Genomic DNA, 18,993 nt, shown 5'->3' on the forward strand with positions numbered 1-18,993 from the left:
GATGCCCGACGCAGCGGCCCGCCACGGCCCCGTCCCGCCCGACGGCCGCCGTCCCGGCACCCCGGGTGCCGTCCCGGCCGGAGGCGGCTCCGTCGAGCCCGCCGGTGCCTCGGCGCCCGTACCGCGCGGCGGTGATCCGCTCGCCGAACTCGTCGTGCGGTTGCGTGACGTCGGACTCGACCCCGATGTGCCGCAGCTGTGCGACGCGCTCTGGCTGGCGCGCTGGACCCGGCCGGCCGAGGCCTCCGACCAGGACGACCCGCCGGCCGGAACCGGCGGCCGGCCCACGCCCCTGCCCGACGGCGGACGGGGACGGGACCGGGACGGACGGCCGCGGGGGGACCGCCCCGAACGGCCGGAGCGGCCACCGCAGGGCGTGGGGGCCGACGGGCGGGTGAGTCTGTACCCGGTCCCGCAGGACGGGGTGGAGCGGACCCGTGGCGCGGGGCGGGCCGCCGCGCTGCCGGTGGGCGTACCCGCTGCCCCCGTGCTGCCCGCCCCGCTCGAACTCCAGCGCGCATTACGGCGGCTTCAGCGCTACCGGAGCCCCGCGCCGCCGCTGCGCATGCGGCTCGACGAGACGGCGACGGCGGAGCGCAGCGCGCAGGCGGGCGGCCTGATCCTGCCCGTGTACCGGGCCGTCACCCGGGGCGACGCCCGGCTCCAGCTGGTCCTGGACGCCTCGTCCTCGATGCGGGTGTGGGACCGGCTGTTCATCGAACTTCAGCAGGTTTTCGGCCAGTTGGGCGCCTTCTCCGACATCCAGGTCAGCCATCTGCACCAGGGGCCGGACGGTGAGCCGGCCGTCAGCCGCAGCCCCGACGCCTACGCGGCGCCGCTGCACTCCGCGGACCGGCTCAGCGACCCCACCGGCCGCCGGATCGTCCTGTTCGTCAGCGACTGCGCGGGCCCCCTGTGGCACAGCGGCCACGCGCACCGGCTGCTGCACCACCTCTCCCGGCAGGGCCCGGTCGCCGTGCTCCAGCCGCTGCCGCAGCGCCTGTGGAACCGCACCCGACTTCCCGTGCTGTTCTGCGAGTTGAGCCGCGGCGAGACGCTGGGCGGAGCGGCCGCACTGCGCGTACGCACCCCCGCGGGGGTCCCGGCGGAGGCGCGCCGGGGAGCGCTGCCGGTGCCGGTGCTGCCGCCCGAGCCGGTGGCCCTGGGCGCCTGGGCCAGGCTGCTGTCCGGGGCCGGCGCCGGGCCCGTCCCGGGGGCCGTGGGCTGGGTGCGCGCGGACCAGCCGGCCGCCCCGGCGGCACGCGCCGACCGACGGCGCACGCCGTTCGAACGGGTCAGCAGGTTCAGCTCCAGCGCCTCCCCGGCCGCCGGACGGCTCGCCGTCTATCTGGCCGCCGCACCCCTGTGCCTGCCCGTGATGCAGCTCGTCCAGCGCACGATGCTGCCCGACTCCGGGCCGGCCGAACTCGCCGAGGTGCTGGTCGGCGGCCTGGTCACGCGCGCGTCGGAGGAGTACGCCGACGGCGGCGCCCAGTGGTACCGCATCGAGCCCGACGTGCGGGACGCCCTGTTGTCCCGGCTGGGCCGCGACGAGGCCATGCTGGTGCTCAAGCACTGCTCGGAGTACATCGAGCAGCGCTTCGGCAAGGGCGGCCCCAACTTCCCGGCCCTCGCCCTGGCCCAGCTCGGCGACGGCGGCGCGGGCCGCCCGTACGCGCCCGCCGCCCAGCGCACGGATCACGGCGACCACGGCGACAACGGGGATCACGGGGACAACGGCGGCAACGGCGAGGAGGCCCCCGTGCCCCAGCCCTTCGCGGAGGTCGCGGCCCGCGTGCTGCGGCGGTTCATGCCGCTGCCCGAGCAGTTCGAGAGCCTCGGAAGCCGGACCGGACCGGGACAGCCCGTGGACCGGCCGACACACCAGGCGGTCCGCAGGGCCCGAGCGCTGATCGAGCGCTTCGACAGCGAGGGCATGATCCAGGACGTCATCGACGCGGTGCAGTTGCTGCGCGGCGCCACCGAGCGCGAGCGGGCGGGCGCGGACCCCGAACTGTGGGCCGAGTACGCGCACTGCACTCTGCGGCTGTGGGAGGTGCAGGGCGGCGACGACCTCCTCCAGGAGGCCGAGGCGGCTGCGGAACGGGCGACCGCGCACCCGGGTCGGCTGCACGAACGGGCCGTGCTGGCCCGGGTGTTGCACGCGGCCGCGACCGACCGCAGGCGACGCGGCGACCGCCCCGGCGCCCTGGACCTGCTGCGCCGCGCCGACCGCGAGTACGCCGTCGCCTGCGCGGCGCCCGGGCTCGACGAGAACCAGGCGCTGAAACTCACCCTGGAACGGGTGCGCGCCCTGGAGGCCCAGTGGCGGCTCGGCGGGGACAGCGCGCTGCTCCAGGGCGCCGTCGGCATGCTGGAGGCCTTCGCCGACGTCTGGCCCGACCGGCGTCAGCGCCCGCCCGAACTCCCCCTGGAGCACGGCCGGATCCTGCTGCGACTCTCCGGCGCCACCGCCGATCCCGTCCAGGCACGGCTCTACGCCGAGCAGGGCGCGCAGTCGCTGCGCAACGCCCTGGACACCGGCGCGGAGCCGTACACCGCCGAGTCGGCACGCGCGCGGGTGCGCATCCTGCTCGACCTGGTCGACGCGCTGCTCCAGGCGGGCGGCCCGCTGGACGACGCCCAGGCCCGGGTCGACGAGGCCCTCGCCCTGGTGCGCGAACAGGGCCGGCGCGCCTCTTTGCTGGCGCGGGCCGGCCGGATCGCCGTGGCCCGCTACGCCGAGTCGGGCGAACCGGCGGAGCTGGAGGCGGCCGCGGACCGCTTCGCGCAGGCCGCCCAGCGGATGTCCCGCGACGCGCCCGCGCACGCCGACGTCCTCGCCGAGTGGGGCGAGGCGCTGCTGCGGCTGGCCGGGCTCCAGTCCGGGGCACGGGCGCAGGACGTGCTGTCCCGGGCGATCCGCGTGCTGCGGGACTGCCGGATGGAGACCCCGGCGGGCAGCCGTCAGGTCGCCCACCGGCTGCTGCTGCTCGGCCGCGCGCTGATGCTGCGCTACCGGGCCCGCGGGGACCGGGTCGACCTGCGCGAGGCCGAGCACCTCTTCGGCCTCGCGGCGGCGGAGGCGGGGGATCCGCTGCTGGCCGCCCGCTGCCGGCTGGACCTCGGCCAGGTCCAGTTCGAGGCCTATCGCAGCCTGCGCCGCCCGGCCCGGCTCGACCTCGCGGTCGACGCCTTCCGCGACGCGGCGGAGGCGGCCCGGGAGGCGGAGGGGATGGCCGAAACCGGTCGTCGGCGCCATGAGGCCGTCGAGTTGTGTGCGCAGGCGCATCACTGGCGGGGTATGTCCTATGAGGCGGCCGCCCGGCCGCGTGCCGCCCGCGAGGCATACCGCCTGGCCCGCGCGGAGTGGTCGAGGCTGCCGGACGACCACCTGGGCACGGGCGAGCCGACGGCGGAGCAGACGGCGCGGCGGCTGGCCGCACTGGAACGTGTGACATGAGCGGAGAGAGTCGGGAGGGGTGGGCATGGACGAACAGGACGGGTTCGCGGGGGTGACGGTGGCGCCGGAGGCCCCCGGCGCGGGGGAGCCGCTGCCGGATCTGCTGTCGCTGGGTCTCACGGAGCTGGGGACGATCGAGCATCCCGTGCTGCTGGAGCTGCTGGAAGAGCTGCGGGACCGCGCGGGACAGACGAGCGAGCCGCTGTGGGGGTTCGCCTCGGCGCTCTGAGGCAACCGCCGTCGGCTCCACCGACCACCCGATTCGAGCCACTCGATCGTTCGGAGTCGATTCCGGTTTCTTCTGTGCGCGACTCGGACAACTTCGGTCGGGTGGGGTTTGTGACCCGTGCCCGCCCGGGAATGCGCCCCCATGCGGCTCAAGGGCCTAGGCATGGGGGTGCTGGAGTGTCTCGACAGGCCTTCCGCCAGTTCATCGTGAAGACGCACGGCCGCTGCAACCTCGCCTGCACCTACTGCTACCTCTACGAGGGCCCCGACTCCACCTGGCGCACCCGCCCCGCGGCCGCCGCCGACGAGGTCCTCGACCGCACCGCGACCCGTATCGCCGAACACGCCGCCACCCACGGCCTCGCGGACATCTCCCTCGTCCTGCACGGCGGCGAGCCCCTGCTGGCCGGCGCCGGGAAGCTGGCCCGCTTCACCGCCCTGGTGCGCGACCGCGTCCCGGCCGGCTGCACGGTCCACGCCACCGTCCAGACCAACGCCACCCTCCTCACCGCGCGGCGCCTCGCCGTCCTGGCCGACGCCGGCATCCGGATCGGCGTCAGCCTCGACGGCGGCCTCGCCGCGCACAACGCCCGCCGCGTCGACCACGCGGGGCGCCCGTCCTGGCCCGCCGCCGCGCGCGGGGCGCTGCTGGTCGCCGAGCAGGCCCCGCAGGCCTACGCCGGCATCCTCACCGTCGTCGACGTCACGCTGGACCCGGTGGAGACGTACGAGTCCCTCCTCACCCTGCGACCGCCCGGCCTGGACTTCCTGCTGCCGCACGGCAACTGGTCCGCCCCACCGCCCCACTGGGCGGACGCCCGCCACGGGGAGTGGCTGTGCGCCGTCTTCGACCGCTGGTGGCGGGCCGGCCGGCGGGAGACCCGGGTCCGCCTCTTCGAGGAGTGCGTCGCGCTCCTGCTGGGGCTGCCCTCGGTCACCGAGGCCCTCGGCCTCGCGCCGTTCGACGCCGTCGTCGTGGAGACCGACGGATCGATCGAACAGGTGGACGCCCTGAAGTCCGCCTACGACGGCGCCGCGCGCACCGGCCTGGACGTCTTCCGGCACGCCTTCGACGAGGCGCTGCTGCACCCCGCGGTGGCGGCCCGGCAGGCGGGCGCCGCGGCCCTCGCGGACCAGTGCCGGGCCTGCCCCCTGCTGACCGTCTGCGGAGGCGGCCACTACGCCCACCGCTACCGGGCGGGGCACGGCTTCCGCAACCCGTCCGTGTACTGCGCGGACCTCCAGCGCTTCATCCGCCACGTCGCCGGCCGGCTCGCCGAGGACACGGCCGCCGCGGCCGCCGCCGTCCCCGCGGCCCGGGAAGGAGGCGCACCGTGACAAGGCCGACGGTCCCCGACCGGGCCCTCGTGGAACTCGGCCGCACCGAGGGGACCCCCGACACCCTGGCCCTCCTCGTGCGGGACCAGGACACCCGACGGCTGCTCCTGCTGCGCGCCGTCCTCGACGCGGCCGAGGCGGCTGACCCCGCGCTCTGCTCCCCCGGCCGAAAGTCCCGGCTGCGCGACGACTGGTCCCTGCTCGCCGAGGCCGACCACCCAAAGCCACCGGGCGCCGCCCATCCCCCGGGCGGCGAGTCCTGGAACCCGCGCGGGATGCCGCCCCCCGGGCCCGGCGTGCCCCACCCGTCGTCAGGCGCCGCCCATCCCCCGGGCGGCGAGTCCTGGAGCCCGCGCGGGATGCCGCCCCCCGGGCCCGGCGTGCCCCACCCGTTGTCAGGCGCTGCCCACCCCCCGGGCGGCGAGTCCTGGAGCCCGCGCGGGATGCCGTACCCGTCGTCGGGCACCGCTCACTCACCGGGCGGCGCCCCACAGGACCCGCGCGGGATGTCGTACTCCTCGCTCGGTGCGCCGCATTCCTTACCGGGTACCGTCCAGCCTCCCCCGCCCCCGCCGGGTGTCGGACTCTCGCCCGCTCGGGACCGGCTCTTCCATCCGTTGACCGGGCCATGGGCCCTGAGCTGTCTGCACGGGCTCGACGGCCGCGCGGGTCCCCCGGACGAGCCCCGGTCCCGTCGGCTCCGGCAGGACCTCGCGCACTTCAGCGCGATCGCCGCCGTGGCGGCCGCACGCGCCGGGATCCCGTTCACCGTCCGGCTGACCGCGTACGCCGGAGTGCTCACCCTGCCGTCCCTCGGCTCGCTGCGCACGGCCACCACAGGTGACGTCCCCGTCGACGTCACCCACCGCGAAGGGTGCCTGACGGTGCGCCAGCCCGACGCGCCGGACGTCCTCGTGTGTCTGGAGAGCGGGATCGGGGCCTGGTCCGGCGCCCTCGCCTGGACTCCCGTGCACGCCCTGCCCGGGCTGGCGTCCACCGGCGGCCCCATGCCCCTGGACGACGTGGATCCCTACCGTGTCGCACCCGGCCCCCGCCACCGCACGCTCGGCGGAGCCGCGACCCTCGACGACGGCGACGGCAAACGCTGGCTCCAGGCCTGGTCGGGCACCGAGGCCGCACTGCGCACCGGCGGCGCGCACCGGGTGACCGAGGCGGTGGCGCTGCTGCGCTGCCTGGTGCCGCTGGAGCGGCCGCCGGGCGCCGAGGGACGGGACAGTTGCAGCGCGACCCGGCACGAGGCGTTCGGCGCCCTGCTCTCCAGCACCCCGCAGGACGCCCTGGCATTGGCCGAGACCCTCGTCCACGAACTGCACCACGCCAAACTGGCCGCCCTGGGCGACCTCGTGACGCTCCATCACGCCGACGCGGAAGCCCGCTACTTCGCCCCCTGGAAGACCGACCCCCGACCGTACGACGGTCTGCTCCAGGGGGTCTACTCGCACCTGGCCCTCGCGGACTACTTCCAGCGCCGCGCGCTGCGCACCACACCGCCCGACAGCGAGTACGCCTGGTCGCGGCACGCCCGCTACCGCGCCCAGGTCGGAGCGGCCCTGCCGGGACTCGTCGGCTCGCCCGACCTCACCCGCCGGGGACGCCGGTTCGTCGACGAGATGACAGCCACGTACGAGCGTATGGCCGACCATCCGGCGCCCCGCAACCACACGGCGCGGGCCCAGGCGTATGTGAAGGCCGCACGCGCTCTGTGGACACAACGTCATGCTCCCGCCGTGCCACGCCCGAAAGAATGAGGATGGCCTGCAAGGGGCCGCCCGGTGCGCGAAGATCGTCGAATCGAGGCACGCGTGGATGAAGTCGGCGGACTTACGCACGACGCGCCGAGGTTCTAGGATTTTGGTACTACGCGCTGGAGGCCGCTGCATGTCTGGAGCTCGTACGCCGGTGGGGGCAACCGGGAGAGGGGCCGCGAGGCAGACGGTCACGATCCATTTCGCGGGTTTCAACCGGGCCTGGGCGGCCTGGGTCGGGGACCGGCTCGAACGTCGTGGCCTGCGGGTGGTGTACCTGCGCTGGGACTCCCCGGCGGACGTCCCCCTGGTGGACCTGTTGCGCGACCTGGAACTCGCCGAGGGCCGCATCCTCATCGTCGTCAGCGAGTGGTACTTCCAGCTCGGTCCCCGGACGCAGGAGGAGTGGAACGCGGCGCTGCGCGAGGTCGTCGCCCCCGACGCGTCCCGGTTCGCCGCCGTCTCCGTCACCTCGGCGTCCGTGCCCTCCGCGACCGCCGTCCTCGCCCCGGTCAACCTGACCAACATGGGCGCCGAAGAGGCCGAGCGCCGGCTGCTCGACCGGCTGGACCTGCCGACCGATCCGCTGCCCGAGCCCGTCGACGCGGCGCGCCGCGGTCCCCGGTTCCCGGCGTCGATGCCCGAGGTCTGGGGCGGGGTGCCCCGCCGCAACACCCGGTTCACCGGCCGCGAGTCGCTGCTCAACGAGGCCTACCACGTGCTGCGGAACGCGGAGCCCGGCGCGGGTGTGGTCACGTTCCACGGCATGTCGGGCGTCGGCAAGACCCAGCTGTCCGCCGAGTACGTCTACCGCTTCGGCTCCGAGTACGACGTCGTCTGGTGGGTCAACGCCGAGAAACGCGTGACCTACCGTCGGCTGCTCGCCGAACTCGCCCCGAAACTCGGCCTCCAGACCGGCCAGGAGTACGGAGAGCGGCTGCGCGCGGTCCGCGACTCGCTGCGCCGCGGCGAACCGTACGGGCGCTGGCTGCTGATCCTCGACGGCGCGGACGAACCCGACCAGATCTGGGACCTGGTGCCGACCGGCCCCGGCCACGTCATCATCACCTCCCGCAACCCGGAATGGACCGAGCACAACAGCAAGCTGCTGGAGGTGCCCGTCTACGCCCGCGACGAGTCGGTGGCGTTCATCCGGCGCCGAGCCCCGCGGCTGACGGAGGTGGAGGCCGACCAGCTCGCGGACGCGCTGGAGGACCTGCCGCTGCTGCTGGACCAGACGGCGGGCTGGCTGAACGACTCCGACCTCTCGGTGCGCCAGTACATCGCCCTGCTCGACGGCGGCATCGACAGCGACGTGGTGAAGGTGTCGGCGGACTTCCCGCTCGCCTTCCAGACCGCGTGGTCGATACTGCTGAACAAACTCCGCGACACCGTCCCCGAGTCGGTCGACCTGCTGCGGCTGTGCACGTTCTTCGCACCGGGCTTCATCCCCGTCCGCCTGCTGCGCGAGATGTCCAGCGAGGCACTGCCCGAACAGCTCGCCGGACTGCTCAACGACCCGCTGCTGTGGAACAAGGCGATCAACCAGCTCCGCCAGTACTCGGTGGTCCGCCTGGAGTCCCACGAAGCGCTCGGCGACGAGGCGGCCGCCTCCGGCGAGTCGCTGTACCTGCACCGCATGGTCCACCAGATCGTGCACAAGGACATGCCGGACACGGACCGCAAGGAGTTCATCGACGTCGTACGCCAGGCCCTCGCAGCGGCCGACCCGCGCCGGCCCACCGACCCCGACCTGTGGCCGGGATACGCCCAGATCGTGCCGCATCTGAAGTACGCGGACGTGCTCCAGACCCAGGACCCGGCCGTCCAGCGACTGGTCTTCAACTGCCTGCGCTACATGTACTTCTCCGGTGAGTACAACGCCGGCATCAAGCTCGGCGAGCGCGCGATGGTGGCCTGGCGCGAGCTGCTCGGCCCGACCCACCCCAGGATCTGGGAGCTGAGCTACCACTACACCAACCTGCTGCGCGCCGTCGGCGACTACGCCGGGACCGAGGCCCTCAGCCGCGCCGCCTCCGAGCACCTGAAGGCGGAGCGCGGACCCCAGGACCTGGAGCATCTGCGGGCCGCCGCCGGTCTCGCCGCCGACCTGCGCGGCCTCGGCCGCTACGACGAGGCACTGGAACTCTCGCAGTGGGTCCTGGTCGGATACCGCGACCTGCTGGGCGAGCAGGACTCGCGAAGCCTCAACTCGCTGAACAACCTCGCCGTCTCCCTGCGGCTGCTCGGGCGCTACCAGGAAGCCCTGGACATCGACCGGCAGACCCTGGAGTCCCGGCGGGTGCTGCTGCGGGCCCGTCATCCGTGGACCCTCGGCTCCGAGATCTACTACGCCATCGACCTGCGGCTCCTCGGCCGCTACGCCGAGGCCGAGTCCATCCAGGCGAAGAACGTGCGCGAGAGCCGTCTGGTGATGGGCCGCGACAACCCGCAGACCCTCAGCGCCGAGCACAACCTGGCGCTGTGTCGCTACCGCCTGGGCGACCGTGACCGCGGCCGGGACCGCGGCATGGACTGGGAGGAGCCCGGGGAGATGCTCTCCAGCGTGCTGGAGCGCGGCGAGCGGGTGCTGGGCGAGACGCACCCGCTGACCCTGATCTTCGCGACGGCCCAGAGCTGCTACGCCCGCGAGCACGGCGACATCGACCGGGCCCACGAGCTCAGCGAGGCCGTCGTCGCACGCTACGAGGTGATGCTCGGCGACGGGCACCCCTTCGTCGCGGGCGCCCGCGCCAACCAGGCGCTGATCCTGCGCAACGTCGGCGAGCGGGAGGCCGGCCATGTCCTCCTGGAGCAGGCGCTGGCGTCGATGACCGAGGCGGTGGGCGAGAACCACGCCTGGACACTGGGCTGCGCCCTGAACGCCTCGGCCCTGCGCAACATCGTGGGCGACACCGAGAGCGCCGCCGACCTCAGCCGGGACACGGTGACCCGGGCCATCGAGTCGCTCGGCCGGACCCACCCGCTGACCCTGTCGGCGCGGATCGCGTACGCGGCGGACCTGCGCGGTCTGCGGGACCGGCGGCAGGCCGAGAAGGTCGAGCAGGAGGCCCTCTCGGACCTCGACGCGACGCTCGGCAGCAAGCACCCGCACACCGTCTCGGCCCGCTCCCGCAACCGCCCCTACTGGGACTTCGAACCCCAGGTCATCTGACGCCCGGCCGGCCCGAGCACGCCGAAGGGCCCGGCCCCCGGAAACCTCCGGGGGCCGGGCCCTTCGCCCGTGACGGGCGTGGTGGGTGAGGACTACGCCTCGAACACCTCACGCACCAGCTGCTCCTGCTCCGCCTGGTGTCGCTTGGCGGAGCCGACCGCCGGGGACGAGCCGTGCGGGCGCGAGATGCGGCGCAGGCGCTCGCCGTGCGGCACGTCCGCGCCGACCGCGAGGTCCAGGTGGTCGATCAGGTTCAGGGCGATGAACGGCCAGGCGCCCTGGTTGGCCGGCTCCTCCTGGGTCCAGAGGTACTTCTCGGCGTTGGGGTACTTGTTGACCTCCGCCTGGACCTCGGCACCCGGGAGCGGGTACAGCCGCTCGAGGCGGATGATCGCCGTGTCCGTGACGCCGCGCTTCTGACGCTCGGCCTCCAGGTCGTAGTAGACCTTGCCGGCGCAGAAGACGACCTTCTTCACGGCCGCCGGGTCGGTGATCGTCGTGTCGCCGATGACCGGGCGGAACTGGCCGCTCGTGAACTCCTCCGCCTTCGACGCGGCGGCCTTGAGGCGCAGCATCGACTTCGGGGTGAAGACGACCAGCGGCTTGTGGTGCGGGTTGTGCACCTGCCACCGCAGGAGGTGGAAGTAGTTCGACGGGAGCGTGGGCATCGCGACCGTCATGTTGTTCTGGGCGCAGAGCTGGAGGAAGCGCTCGACACGGGCCGAGGAGTGGTCCGGGCCCTGGCCCTCGTAGCCGTGGGGGAGGAGGAGCGTGACACCGCTCGTCTGACCCCACTTCTGCTCGGCCGCCGAGATGTACTCGTCGACCACGGTCTGCGCGCCGTTGACGAAGTCGCCGAACTGCGCCTCCCACATCACGAGCGCGTCGGGGCGGGCCAGCGAGTAGCCGTACTCGAAGCCCATCACCGCGTACTCGGAGAGGAGGGAGTTGTAGACGTTGTAGCGCGCCTGCTCGTCGTTGAGGTACTGGAGCGGGGTGTGCTCCTCACCCGTCTCGCGGTCGATGAGCACCGCGTGGCGCTGGCCGAAGGTGCCGCGCTGCGAGTCCTGGCCGGACAGCCGGACCGGGGTGCCCTCCAGGAGGAGGGAGCCGACGGCCAGCGTCTCGCCCATGCCCCAGTCGATCGTGCCGTCCTCGACCATCGACGCTCGGCGCTGGAGCTGCGGCAGCAGACGCGGGTGGACGTGGAAGTAGTCGGGGATGTTGACCTGGGACTCGGCGATGCGCTTGACGACCTCCGCGGAGACGGCCGTGTTCACCGCGACCGGGAAGTTGTCCTGCGGCTCGTGGGCGTCGCCGGCGGCGGGCTGCGCGGTGGCCTCGCGGACCTCCGTGAAGACCTTCTCCAGCTGGCCCTGGTAGTCCTGGAGCGCCTGCTCGGCCTCTTCCAGGGTGATGTCGCCGCGACCGATGAGGGACTCGGTGTACAGCTTGCGCACCGAGCGCTTCTTGTCGATCAGGTCGTACATCAGCGGCTGGGTGAAGGCCGGGTTGTCCGACTCGTTGTGACCGCGGCGGCGGTAGCAGATGAGGTCGATCACCACGTCCTTGTTGAACGCCTGGCGGAACTCGAAGGCCAGCCGCGCGACGCGGACCACGGCCTCCGGGTCGTCGCCGTTCACGTGGAAGATCGGGGCCTCGATCATGCGCGCCACGTCCGTGGCGTACATCGACGAGCGCGAGGACTCCGGGGCGGCGGTGAAGCCGACCTGGTTGTTGATGACGATGTGGACCGTGCCGCCCGTGCGGTAACCGCGCAGCTGCGACATGTTCAGGGTCTCGGCCACCACGCCCTGGCCCGCGAAGGCCGCGTCGCCGTGCAGGGCGACCGGCAGGACGGTGAAGTCCGTGCCGCCCTTGTTGATGATGTCCTGCTTGGCGCGGCTGATGCCCTCGATGATCGGGTCGACCGTCTCCAGGTGGGACGGGTTCGCGGCCAGCGAGACCTTGATCTGCTCGCCGTCCAGGCCCGTGAAGGTCCCCTCGGCGCCCAGGTGGTACTTCACGTCGCCGGAGCCGTGCATCGACTTCGGGTCGAGGTTGCCCTCGAACTCACGGAAGATCTGCGCGTACGACTTGCCGACGATGTTCGCGAGGACGTTCAGGCGGCCGCGGTGGGCCATGCCGATGACGACCTCGTCCAGCCGCGACTCGGCCGCGCTGTCCAGCACCGCGTCGAGCAGCGGGATGACGGACTCGCCGCCCTCCAGGGAGAAGCGCTTCTGGCCGACGTACTTCGTCTGGAGGAAGGTCTCGAAGGCCTCCGCCGCGTTCAGCCGGCGCAGGATGCGCAGTTGCTCCTCGCGCTCCGGCTTGCTGTGCGCGCGCTCGATGCGGTCCTGGATCCAGCGGCGCTGCTTCGGGTCCTGGATGTGCATGAACTCGACGCCGGTGGTGCGGCAGTACGAGTCGCGCAGCACGCCCAGGATGTCGCGCAGCTTCATCAGGGACTTGCCCGCGAAGCCGCCGACCGCGAACTCGCGCTCCAGGTCCCACAGGGTGAGGCCGTGCTCGGTGATGTCCAGGTCGGGGTGCTTGCGCTGGCGGTACTCCAGCGGGTCGGTGTCGGCCATGACATGGCCGCGGACCCGGTAGGAGTGGATCAGCTCGAAGACCCGGGCGGCCTTGGTGACGTCGTCGTCGTGGCTGGCGTCGATGTCCTTGAGCCAGCGGACCGGCTCGTAGGGGATGCGCAGCGCCTCGAAGATCTCGTCGTAGAAGCCGTTCTCCCCGAGGAGGAAGTTGGCGACGACGCGGAGGAACTCGCCGGAGGCGGCGCCCTGGATGACCCGGTGGTCGTAGGTCGACGTGAGCGTCATGACCTTCGAGATGCCGAGCTTGTTCAGGGTGTCCTGGCTGGTGCCCTGGAACTCCGCCGGGTAGTCCATCGAGCCGACGCCCATGATGACCGACTGGCCGGGCATCAGACGCGGCACCGAGTGGACGGTGCCGAGGCCGCCGGGGTTGGTCAGGGAGACCGTCACGCCGGTGAAGTCGTCCATCGTCAGCTTGCCGTCGCGGGCGCGGCGGACGATGTCCTCGTAGGCCTGCCAGAACTCGAAGAAGTTCAGCGTCTCGGCCTTCTTGATGCCGGCGACGACGAGCTGGCGGTCGCCGTTGGGCTTCACCAGGTCGATGGCCAGGCCGAAGTTGACGTGCGGCGGCTTGACGAGGGTGGGCTTCCCGTCCTTCTCCGCGTAGTGCCAGTTCATCGACGGCATGGCCTTGATGGCCTGCACCATCGCGAAGCCGATCAGGTGCGTGAAGGAGATCTTCCCGCCCCGGGCGCGCTTGAGGTGGTTGTTGATGACGATGCGGTTGTCGAACAGCAGCTTCACCGGGACCGCGCGCACGGACGTGGCCGTGGGCAGCTCCAGCGAGGCGTTCATGTTCTTGGCGACCGCGGCGGCGGGGCCGCGCAGCGTCACGAACTCCGGACCCGGCGCGGCCGAGGCGGCGGCGGGCGCGGGCTGCGCGGCGGCCGGCTTGGCGGCCGGGGCCGCCTTCACCGGAGCCGGAGCAGCGGCAGCGGCAGGTGCGGCGGCCGCTGGCTTCGGGGCGGCGGCCGGCGCGGGAGTCGGCGCGGCGGGTGCCGGAGCAGCGGGCGCCGCCTGGGCCGGTGCGGCCGGTGCGGCGGGTGCTGGGGGCGTGGTGGTCGCTGCGGCCCCCGCGGCCGCAGTACCCGCCGGAGCCGAGGGAGTGGCGGCCCCCGGCTTGTAGTCGGCGAAGAAGTCCCACCAGGCACGGTCTACCGAGTTCGGGTCCTGGAGGTACTGCTGATAGATCTCATCGACGAGCCACTCGTTCGGCCCGAACGCGGCAGCGGGATTCTTGCCCGCTTGGTCTGCGTCGGTCGAGATGCTCGATGCGTTACTGGGGGACTGTGGCGACACGGCGGCAACCGCCCTCTTCCGCTTCACAAGGTGATGGACAGCGGGAATAAAGGCTACGCCCCCTGGAGGGGGAAGGTCAGGCCGGGCCGGTGCATCGTCGCGTAAGTCACATCGGAAAGCGCGTTTCGCGGCTGTAAATGGCGGGAAACAAGCGCGGTTGCGCGTCAAAAGGGGTGCGTTGATGCAGGTCGCGCACGCTGAGCGTGCGGACCCGTGCCGACCTGGGACGGTCCGCTGCCTGATCACACGTGTCCGGCTGCGCGAACGTCGGTGGATCTTGTGGCTCCGGTTCGAACTTTACGTCAACTTGGGACGGAAGACTCTCCCGGAAGAGTGACAAGAATCCGGCAGCCCCGCTCGGATTCAGCCACTCCGATCCGGCCGCCGTGAAGATCGACCGCCCAGCGGGCGATCGCCAGCCCCAGCCCCGTACCGCCGTCGCTGCCCGGTCCGTGCGGCCGGCGGACGGCTCCCCGGTTGAACCGCTCGAACACACGGCGCCACTCCGAGCGCGGAATGCCGGGCCCCTCGTCCAGGACCTCGAGCTCCAGCGACTCCGGCAGCGGCCCGCGCCGCGCCTTCACCGTCACCCGTCCGTGCGCGGGGCTGTGCTTGACCGCGTTGTCGATCAGGTTCGCGACGACCTGGTGGATCCGCTCCGGGTCCGCGTGTGCGGTCAGCTCCGGCGGGGACACGTCGAGGTGCAGATGGACGTCGGTGCGCGTGTGGTTGCCGCCCGAGCCCATCGTGGCGCGCGCCGAGGCGACCATGTTGGCCTCCTTCAGCACGCCGGACAGGTACGGCCACACCTCGAAGCGCCGCTTGCGCAGCGGGACGACGCCGTTGTCGAGGCGGGACAGGTCCAGCAGCGTCTCCACCAGCCGCCCGAGCCGCTCCGTCTGCTTCAGGGCGGTGCGCATCGTCTCGGTGTCCGCCTCGGCGATGCCGTCGACGACGTTCTCCAGGACGGCGCGCAGGCCGGCGATGGGCGTGCGCAGCTCGTGCGAGACGTTGGCCACCAGCTCCTTGCGCTGCCGGTCCTGCGCCTCCAGCTCGTCCGCCATGACGTTGATCGTCTGGGCCAGGTCGCCCAGCTCGTCGCGGCGGTTCTCGCTCACCCGGCGGGTGTAGTCGCCGTGCGAGATGGACCGGGCCACCGTGTTCATCTCGTCCAGCGGCGCGGTGAGCGAATGCGCCACGAACTGCGTGATCAGCAGTGTGGCGATCATCGAGAAGACCGTGATGAAGCGCAGCTCCGTCTTGGTGTGCACCGCGATCACCGACAGGCCGGTGGTGATCAGTACCGAGACGACGACCAGCGCACCCAGCTTGGTCTTGATCGAGAACGGCCGTACCCGGCCCCAGGGTTCCCCGGGGCTTCTCGGCCCGTCCGGCCCGGAGCTCATGGCGTCGGGGTCTCCAGCGCGTAGCCCACGCCGTGCACCGTGCGGATCCGCTCGGCGCCGATCTTCCGGCGCAGCGCCTTGATGTGGCTGTCGACGGTGCGGGTGCCGGAGGCGTCCGCCCAGTCCCAGACCTCCGCGAGGAGCTGCTCACGGGAGAGCACCGCGCGCGGGGTGTTCGCCAGGCAGACCAGCAGGTCGAACTCGGTGGGCGTGAGGTGCACGTCCTCCGAGCGCACCCGCACCCGGCGCTGCGCGTGGTCGATCTCCAGCTCGCCGAGCCGCAGGATCCCGCTGCGCGGAGTCGTCGCCGCGATCGCGGCCCGCTCCACCCGGCGCAGCAGCACATGCACGCGTGCCGCCAGCTCCCGCATCGAGAACGGCTTGGTCATGTAGTCGTCGGCGCCCACGCCGAGCCCGACCAGCATGTCGGTCTCGTCGTCGCGCGCGGTGAGCATCATGACCGGCACCGGGCGGGAGGCCTGCACACGACGGCAGACCTCCAGACCGTCGAAGCCGGGCAGCATGATGTCGAGGATCAGCAGGTCGGGCTGCCAGGCCTCGGCGGTGTCGACGGCCGCCGGGCCGTCGCCCGCCGTTTGCACGAGGAATCCCTCGGCGCGCAGGCGGGCCGCGATGGCGTCGACGATCGTCGGGTCGTCCTCGACCACCAGGACGCGCCGCTGCGCGCCCGGCGTCGCCGTCGCCGTGCTGTTGTGTGCGGTGTGTGTCTGCTCCATCGCCCGCCCCTGAGTGTGCTTTCCGGAACCAGTGGGGTGATCCCTTGTCTGCGCATGACTGCGGTTGACGCGTAAATGATCGGCGTCAGGGGTGCAGCGTACGGGGAGTCACCACGGCTTTGCTATCCAGGTCGGACGGCGAGGTGCACGACGTCCGGCACGCCTCGGGCAACCGGGATCTCTTCGGTACGCACCTGTTGGAACCCGGCATTCCTCATGGTTCCCTCGAATTCCGGTGAGGGCTGGGCCGACCATACGGCCAGTACCCCACCGGGTCTCAACACCCGTGCGCAGCTTGCGAGTCCGGCCGTGGAATAGAGGCTGTCGTTGCCCTCGGTGACGGTCCAGTCGGGCCCGTTGTCGATGTCGAGACATACCGCGTCGAACGTGTCGCATGTCTCATTGACGTAGTCGAGCAGGTCCGCTTCGACGATCTTCGACCGGGGGTCGGCGAGCGCGGCCCCGGAGAGCGCGGCCAGCGGGCCGTCGAGATGCCAGTCGATGACGGCGTGCTCGCGCTCCACGACCGTGACGGCGCCCCAGTGGGGATCGGCGGCGGCGTGCGCGAGGGAGAAGCCGACGCCGAGGCCGCCGATCAGCAGGCCGGGCGAGGGACGGCTGTCCAGCGTGGCCAGTGCGGCGTCGACCAGGAGCCGCTCCGAGCGGCCGTCCGAGGTGTCCATCAGGAAGCAGCCGTTGGCGATGATCTGGAGCAACTCCCCGTGTCGGCGCAGGACGACCTCACCGTAGGGGCCCTCGCGACGGTCCAGCACTTCGGGCGCGTCGGGGATGTCGTACGGGATGGGCATCGGCCCATCCTGGCACTTCCCTGACGGTTTGTTGAGGGATTTCCGTGGGCGGCGGATGAGGTTGACGTACATCTGTTCGGAACGGGTTCGGAGCGACTTCGGGGCGCGTGGGAATCAGCAGGGAGAAGTCTCAGAGCTTTCTGTGAATCGGTCCAGGCGTGGCGTCGGTCACAGACAGCGGACCGGCGCGGCGCGAAAGGTGGGGTGAAACGGAAGGAGCGCCTCACGGTGGAACGCACGGCCGCACCCACGAGCCCGCCTCTGCCCGACGTCCGCGGGCTGCTGGACGGCATCCCGGGCCAGCGCACCCCGCCCCGCGCCGAGCCCCCTGCCGAGCCGCCCGCCGAGTCCGCCCCCCGCCGTCGGTACCGGATCCCCGCCCCTTTCACCCTCTCGTACGCCGCCGTCCTCGCCGTCACCTCCTCTGTCACCGCGCACGCCGGCCCCACCCTCGTGCACGCCCTGCACCAGGGCTCCAGCACCGACGTCGCGCATCTGGTGCGGACACCCGTGCTGGTGCTGGTGGCCAGCGCGCTCTGGGTGGCGGGCGGCTTCGCCTCCCCCTTCACGCTCGGCTTCCTGGCCGTCCTGACGACGCTGGAGCGGCGCATAGGCGGCGTCCGTACGGCCGTCGTCTTCCTGCTCGGGCATGTCCTGGCCACCCTGGCGACCGAGGTGCCGGTGGGCCTGGCCGTGCTCGTGGGCCGACTGCCCGACAGTTCGCTGCACCGCCTCGACTACGGCATCAGCTTCGGCGTCGCCGCGAGTGTCGGCGCCCTGGCGGGCCTGCTCGGGCCGTGGCTGCGCTGGCCGCTGCTCGCCGCCTTCGGCGGGATGCTGCTCCAGGACCTGATCGCCTTCACCGACCCGATGACGAACTGGGGGCACCTGATCGCGCTGGCGATAGGCGTCGGCACCTGGCCGTGGCTCCGGCGCCTGCCGCGGACCCGACCGCTTCCCGGCTGCTGAACGTCACCCCGTCCGCCGGTCGGTGCCCGTCCTTCCCGGTCAGTCGTCGTACTGGACCGTGCCGTCCGTGTGCAGGGTCGGGTGGAGCTTCATGGGGCCGTACTCGTCGAGGTCCGACGGGCGGGGCGGCTCGGGGCCGTCGGGGCCCAGGCGGACCATCCGTTCGACGCGGCAGATCCGGAACAGGCGGTCCTCCACGCTCGCCTCGTCGGCCCGGCCGGCCGCCCGGAACGCCTCCGCGGCCCGCGCGTACAGGGCCTTCTTGCGCTCGTCGAAGCGGTAGAGCATCGCCCAGACGCGGGCCATCCCCTCGTAGAGCGAGCGGCGGGCCTCGTGCGGGGTCGCCGCCAGGGACCCGCACGGGGTCCAGCCGGTCCCGTCGCGTTCGGCCACCGAGAAACCGACGGGCAGCCGCACCACGTCCGGGTGCGTCCGGGCCGCCCACTCGGAGTCCGCGCGCACGTCGGCGGGGAAGCGGGAGCCCGTGTACGTGAAGTCGCGCAGGCCCAGCCGGAGGGCGCCCGCCATCGGGCCCTCGTCCCGGTCGGGGTCCAGGACGTACCCCACGTCCGGCGACGGGACGGCGCCCGGGTCCTCCCACGACGGGTTCACGGGCTCGAGGTCGGTGGGCCGGGGCGGCTCCAGACCGTCGTCGCCGGTCCGGGCGAACTCGTCGCCGCGCACCACCCGGTAGCGCACGCCCTGCGCCTCCACCTCGTCGGCCGGGGCCCGCTCCAGCACGGCCACGGCCGCCAGCAGCTCGCGCCGCACGGCCGGGTCGTCGGTGCCGTCCTTCGCCTTGAACCACAGGTGCGAGTTGAGCCCGTCCCGGGCCTGCTGGGGCATGCCGTCCACCACCGGCTTCAGCAGCCGCCAGCCCGGCTCGGCGGTCGCCCGGTCCCGTGCGGCGACACCGAAGACGGGTCCGCGCAGCGCGATGTGCGGATAGCGGCGCGAGGCCTCGACGGCGTCCGCCTCCGTCACCCAGGCGACGGGGTCGTCACGGCGGACCAGGTCGGCGTGGAGGGCGTCGAGACGTCGCTTCCAGTCATCGGTCATACGCGCATTGTGGTCGTGGTGGCGGGCGACTTCGGGGTGAATGCCGGAAGTGGGCGGGGTACGGGGAGGGGGCGCGAGGGGCGTGCCCCGTCGTGCGGCGCCGAAGGGTGCGCCCTCTCGGCCGCCGGA

General features: G+C 72.7%; 11 protein-coding genes. 6 read left to right on the forward strand and 5 right to left on the reverse strand.

The window, feature by feature from the left end; all coding sequences use genetic code 11:
- The first annotated feature begins 1 nt into the window (after nt 1).
- From G9272_RS30010 to fxsT, 5 genes are all read left to right on the forward strand, one after another.
- Nucleotides 2–3,463: an SAV_2336 N-terminal domain-related protein gene (locus G9272_RS30010; protein ID WP_171399411.1), complete on the forward strand. Its 3,462-nt coding sequence runs from the start codon at nt 2–4 to the stop codon at nt 3,461–3,463.
- A gap of 25 nt (nt 3,464–3,488) precedes the next feature.
- A complete protein-coding gene (gene fxsA / locus G9272_RS30015) occupies nt 3,489–3,692 on the forward strand; it encodes an FxSxx-COOH cyclophane-containing RiPP peptide (protein WP_171399412.1) in 204 nt (67 codons plus the stop codon).
- Nucleotides 3,693–3,823: 131 nt separating this feature from the next.
- Nucleotides 3,824–5,029, forward strand: coding sequence for an FxsB family cyclophane-forming radical SAM/SPASM peptide maturase (locus G9272_RS30020; protein ID WP_171402235.1), 1,206 nt, complete (start codon nt 3,824–3,826; stop codon nt 5,027–5,029).
- Nucleotides 5,026–6,798 (forward strand): aKG-HExxH-type peptide beta-hydroxylase, encoded by a 1,773-nt coding sequence (locus tag G9272_RS30030; protein ID WP_253267984.1) that lies wholly within the window; start codon nt 5,026–5,028, stop codon nt 6,796–6,798. Before G9272_RS30020 ends, G9272_RS30030 begins: the two co-directional genes overlap by 4 nt.
- Before the next feature lie 130 nt (nt 6,799–6,928).
- A complete protein-coding gene (fxsT, locus tag G9272_RS30035; RefSeq protein ID WP_171399413.1) occupies nt 6,929–9,970 on the forward strand; it encodes an FxSxx-COOH system tetratricopeptide repeat protein in 3,042 nt (1,013 codons plus the stop codon).
- 92 nt (nt 9,971–10,062) lie between these two features.
- On the opposite strand, the gene G9272_RS30040 is transcribed toward fxsT, so the two are convergent.
- The 4 genes from G9272_RS30040 to G9272_RS30055 form a co-directional block, all read right to left on the reverse strand.
- Complete coding sequence (locus tag G9272_RS30040; RefSeq protein WP_171399414.1) at nt 10,063–13,884, reverse strand: multifunctional oxoglutarate decarboxylase/oxoglutarate dehydrogenase thiamine pyrophosphate-binding subunit/dihydrolipoyllysine-residue succinyltransferase subunit; 3,822 nt, start codon at nt 13,882–13,884, stop codon at nt 10,063–10,065.
- Nucleotides 13,885–14,186: 302 nt separating this feature from the next.
- Entirely contained in the window at nt 14,187–15,290 is a 1,104-nt protein-coding gene (locus tag G9272_RS30045) for a HAMP domain-containing sensor histidine kinase (protein WP_171399415.1), read from the reverse strand.
- Entirely contained in the window at nt 15,287–16,027 is a 741-nt protein-coding gene (locus tag G9272_RS30050; protein WP_020130720.1) for a response regulator transcription factor, read from the reverse strand. Before G9272_RS30050 ends, G9272_RS30045 begins: the two co-directional genes overlap by 4 nt.
- 122 nt (nt 16,028–16,149) lie before the next feature.
- On the reverse strand, nt 16,150–16,836 hold the full coding sequence (locus G9272_RS30055) for a spermidine synthase (protein ID WP_171399416.1): 687 nt from the start codon (nt 16,834–16,836) through the stop codon (nt 16,150–16,152).
- 228 nt (nt 16,837–17,064) lie between these two features.
- On the opposite strand from G9272_RS30055, the gene G9272_RS30060 reads away from it, so the two are divergent.
- A complete protein-coding gene (locus G9272_RS30060; protein WP_367398564.1) occupies nt 17,065–17,805 on the forward strand; it encodes a rhomboid-like protein in 741 nt (246 codons plus the stop codon).
- 39 nt (nt 17,806–17,844) lie between these two features.
- Here the strand turns inward: G9272_RS30060 and G9272_RS30065 are convergent, their stop codons facing one another.
- Entirely contained in the window at nt 17,845–18,864 is a 1,020-nt protein-coding gene (locus G9272_RS30065) for a DUF5954 family protein (protein ID WP_171399418.1), read from the reverse strand.
- Nucleotides 18,865–18,993 lie beyond the last annotated feature (129 nt).

Source organism: Streptomyces asoensis (assembly GCF_013085465.1).
Lineage (GTDB): Bacteria > Actinomycetota > Actinomycetes > Streptomycetales > Streptomycetaceae > Streptomyces > Streptomyces cacaoi_A.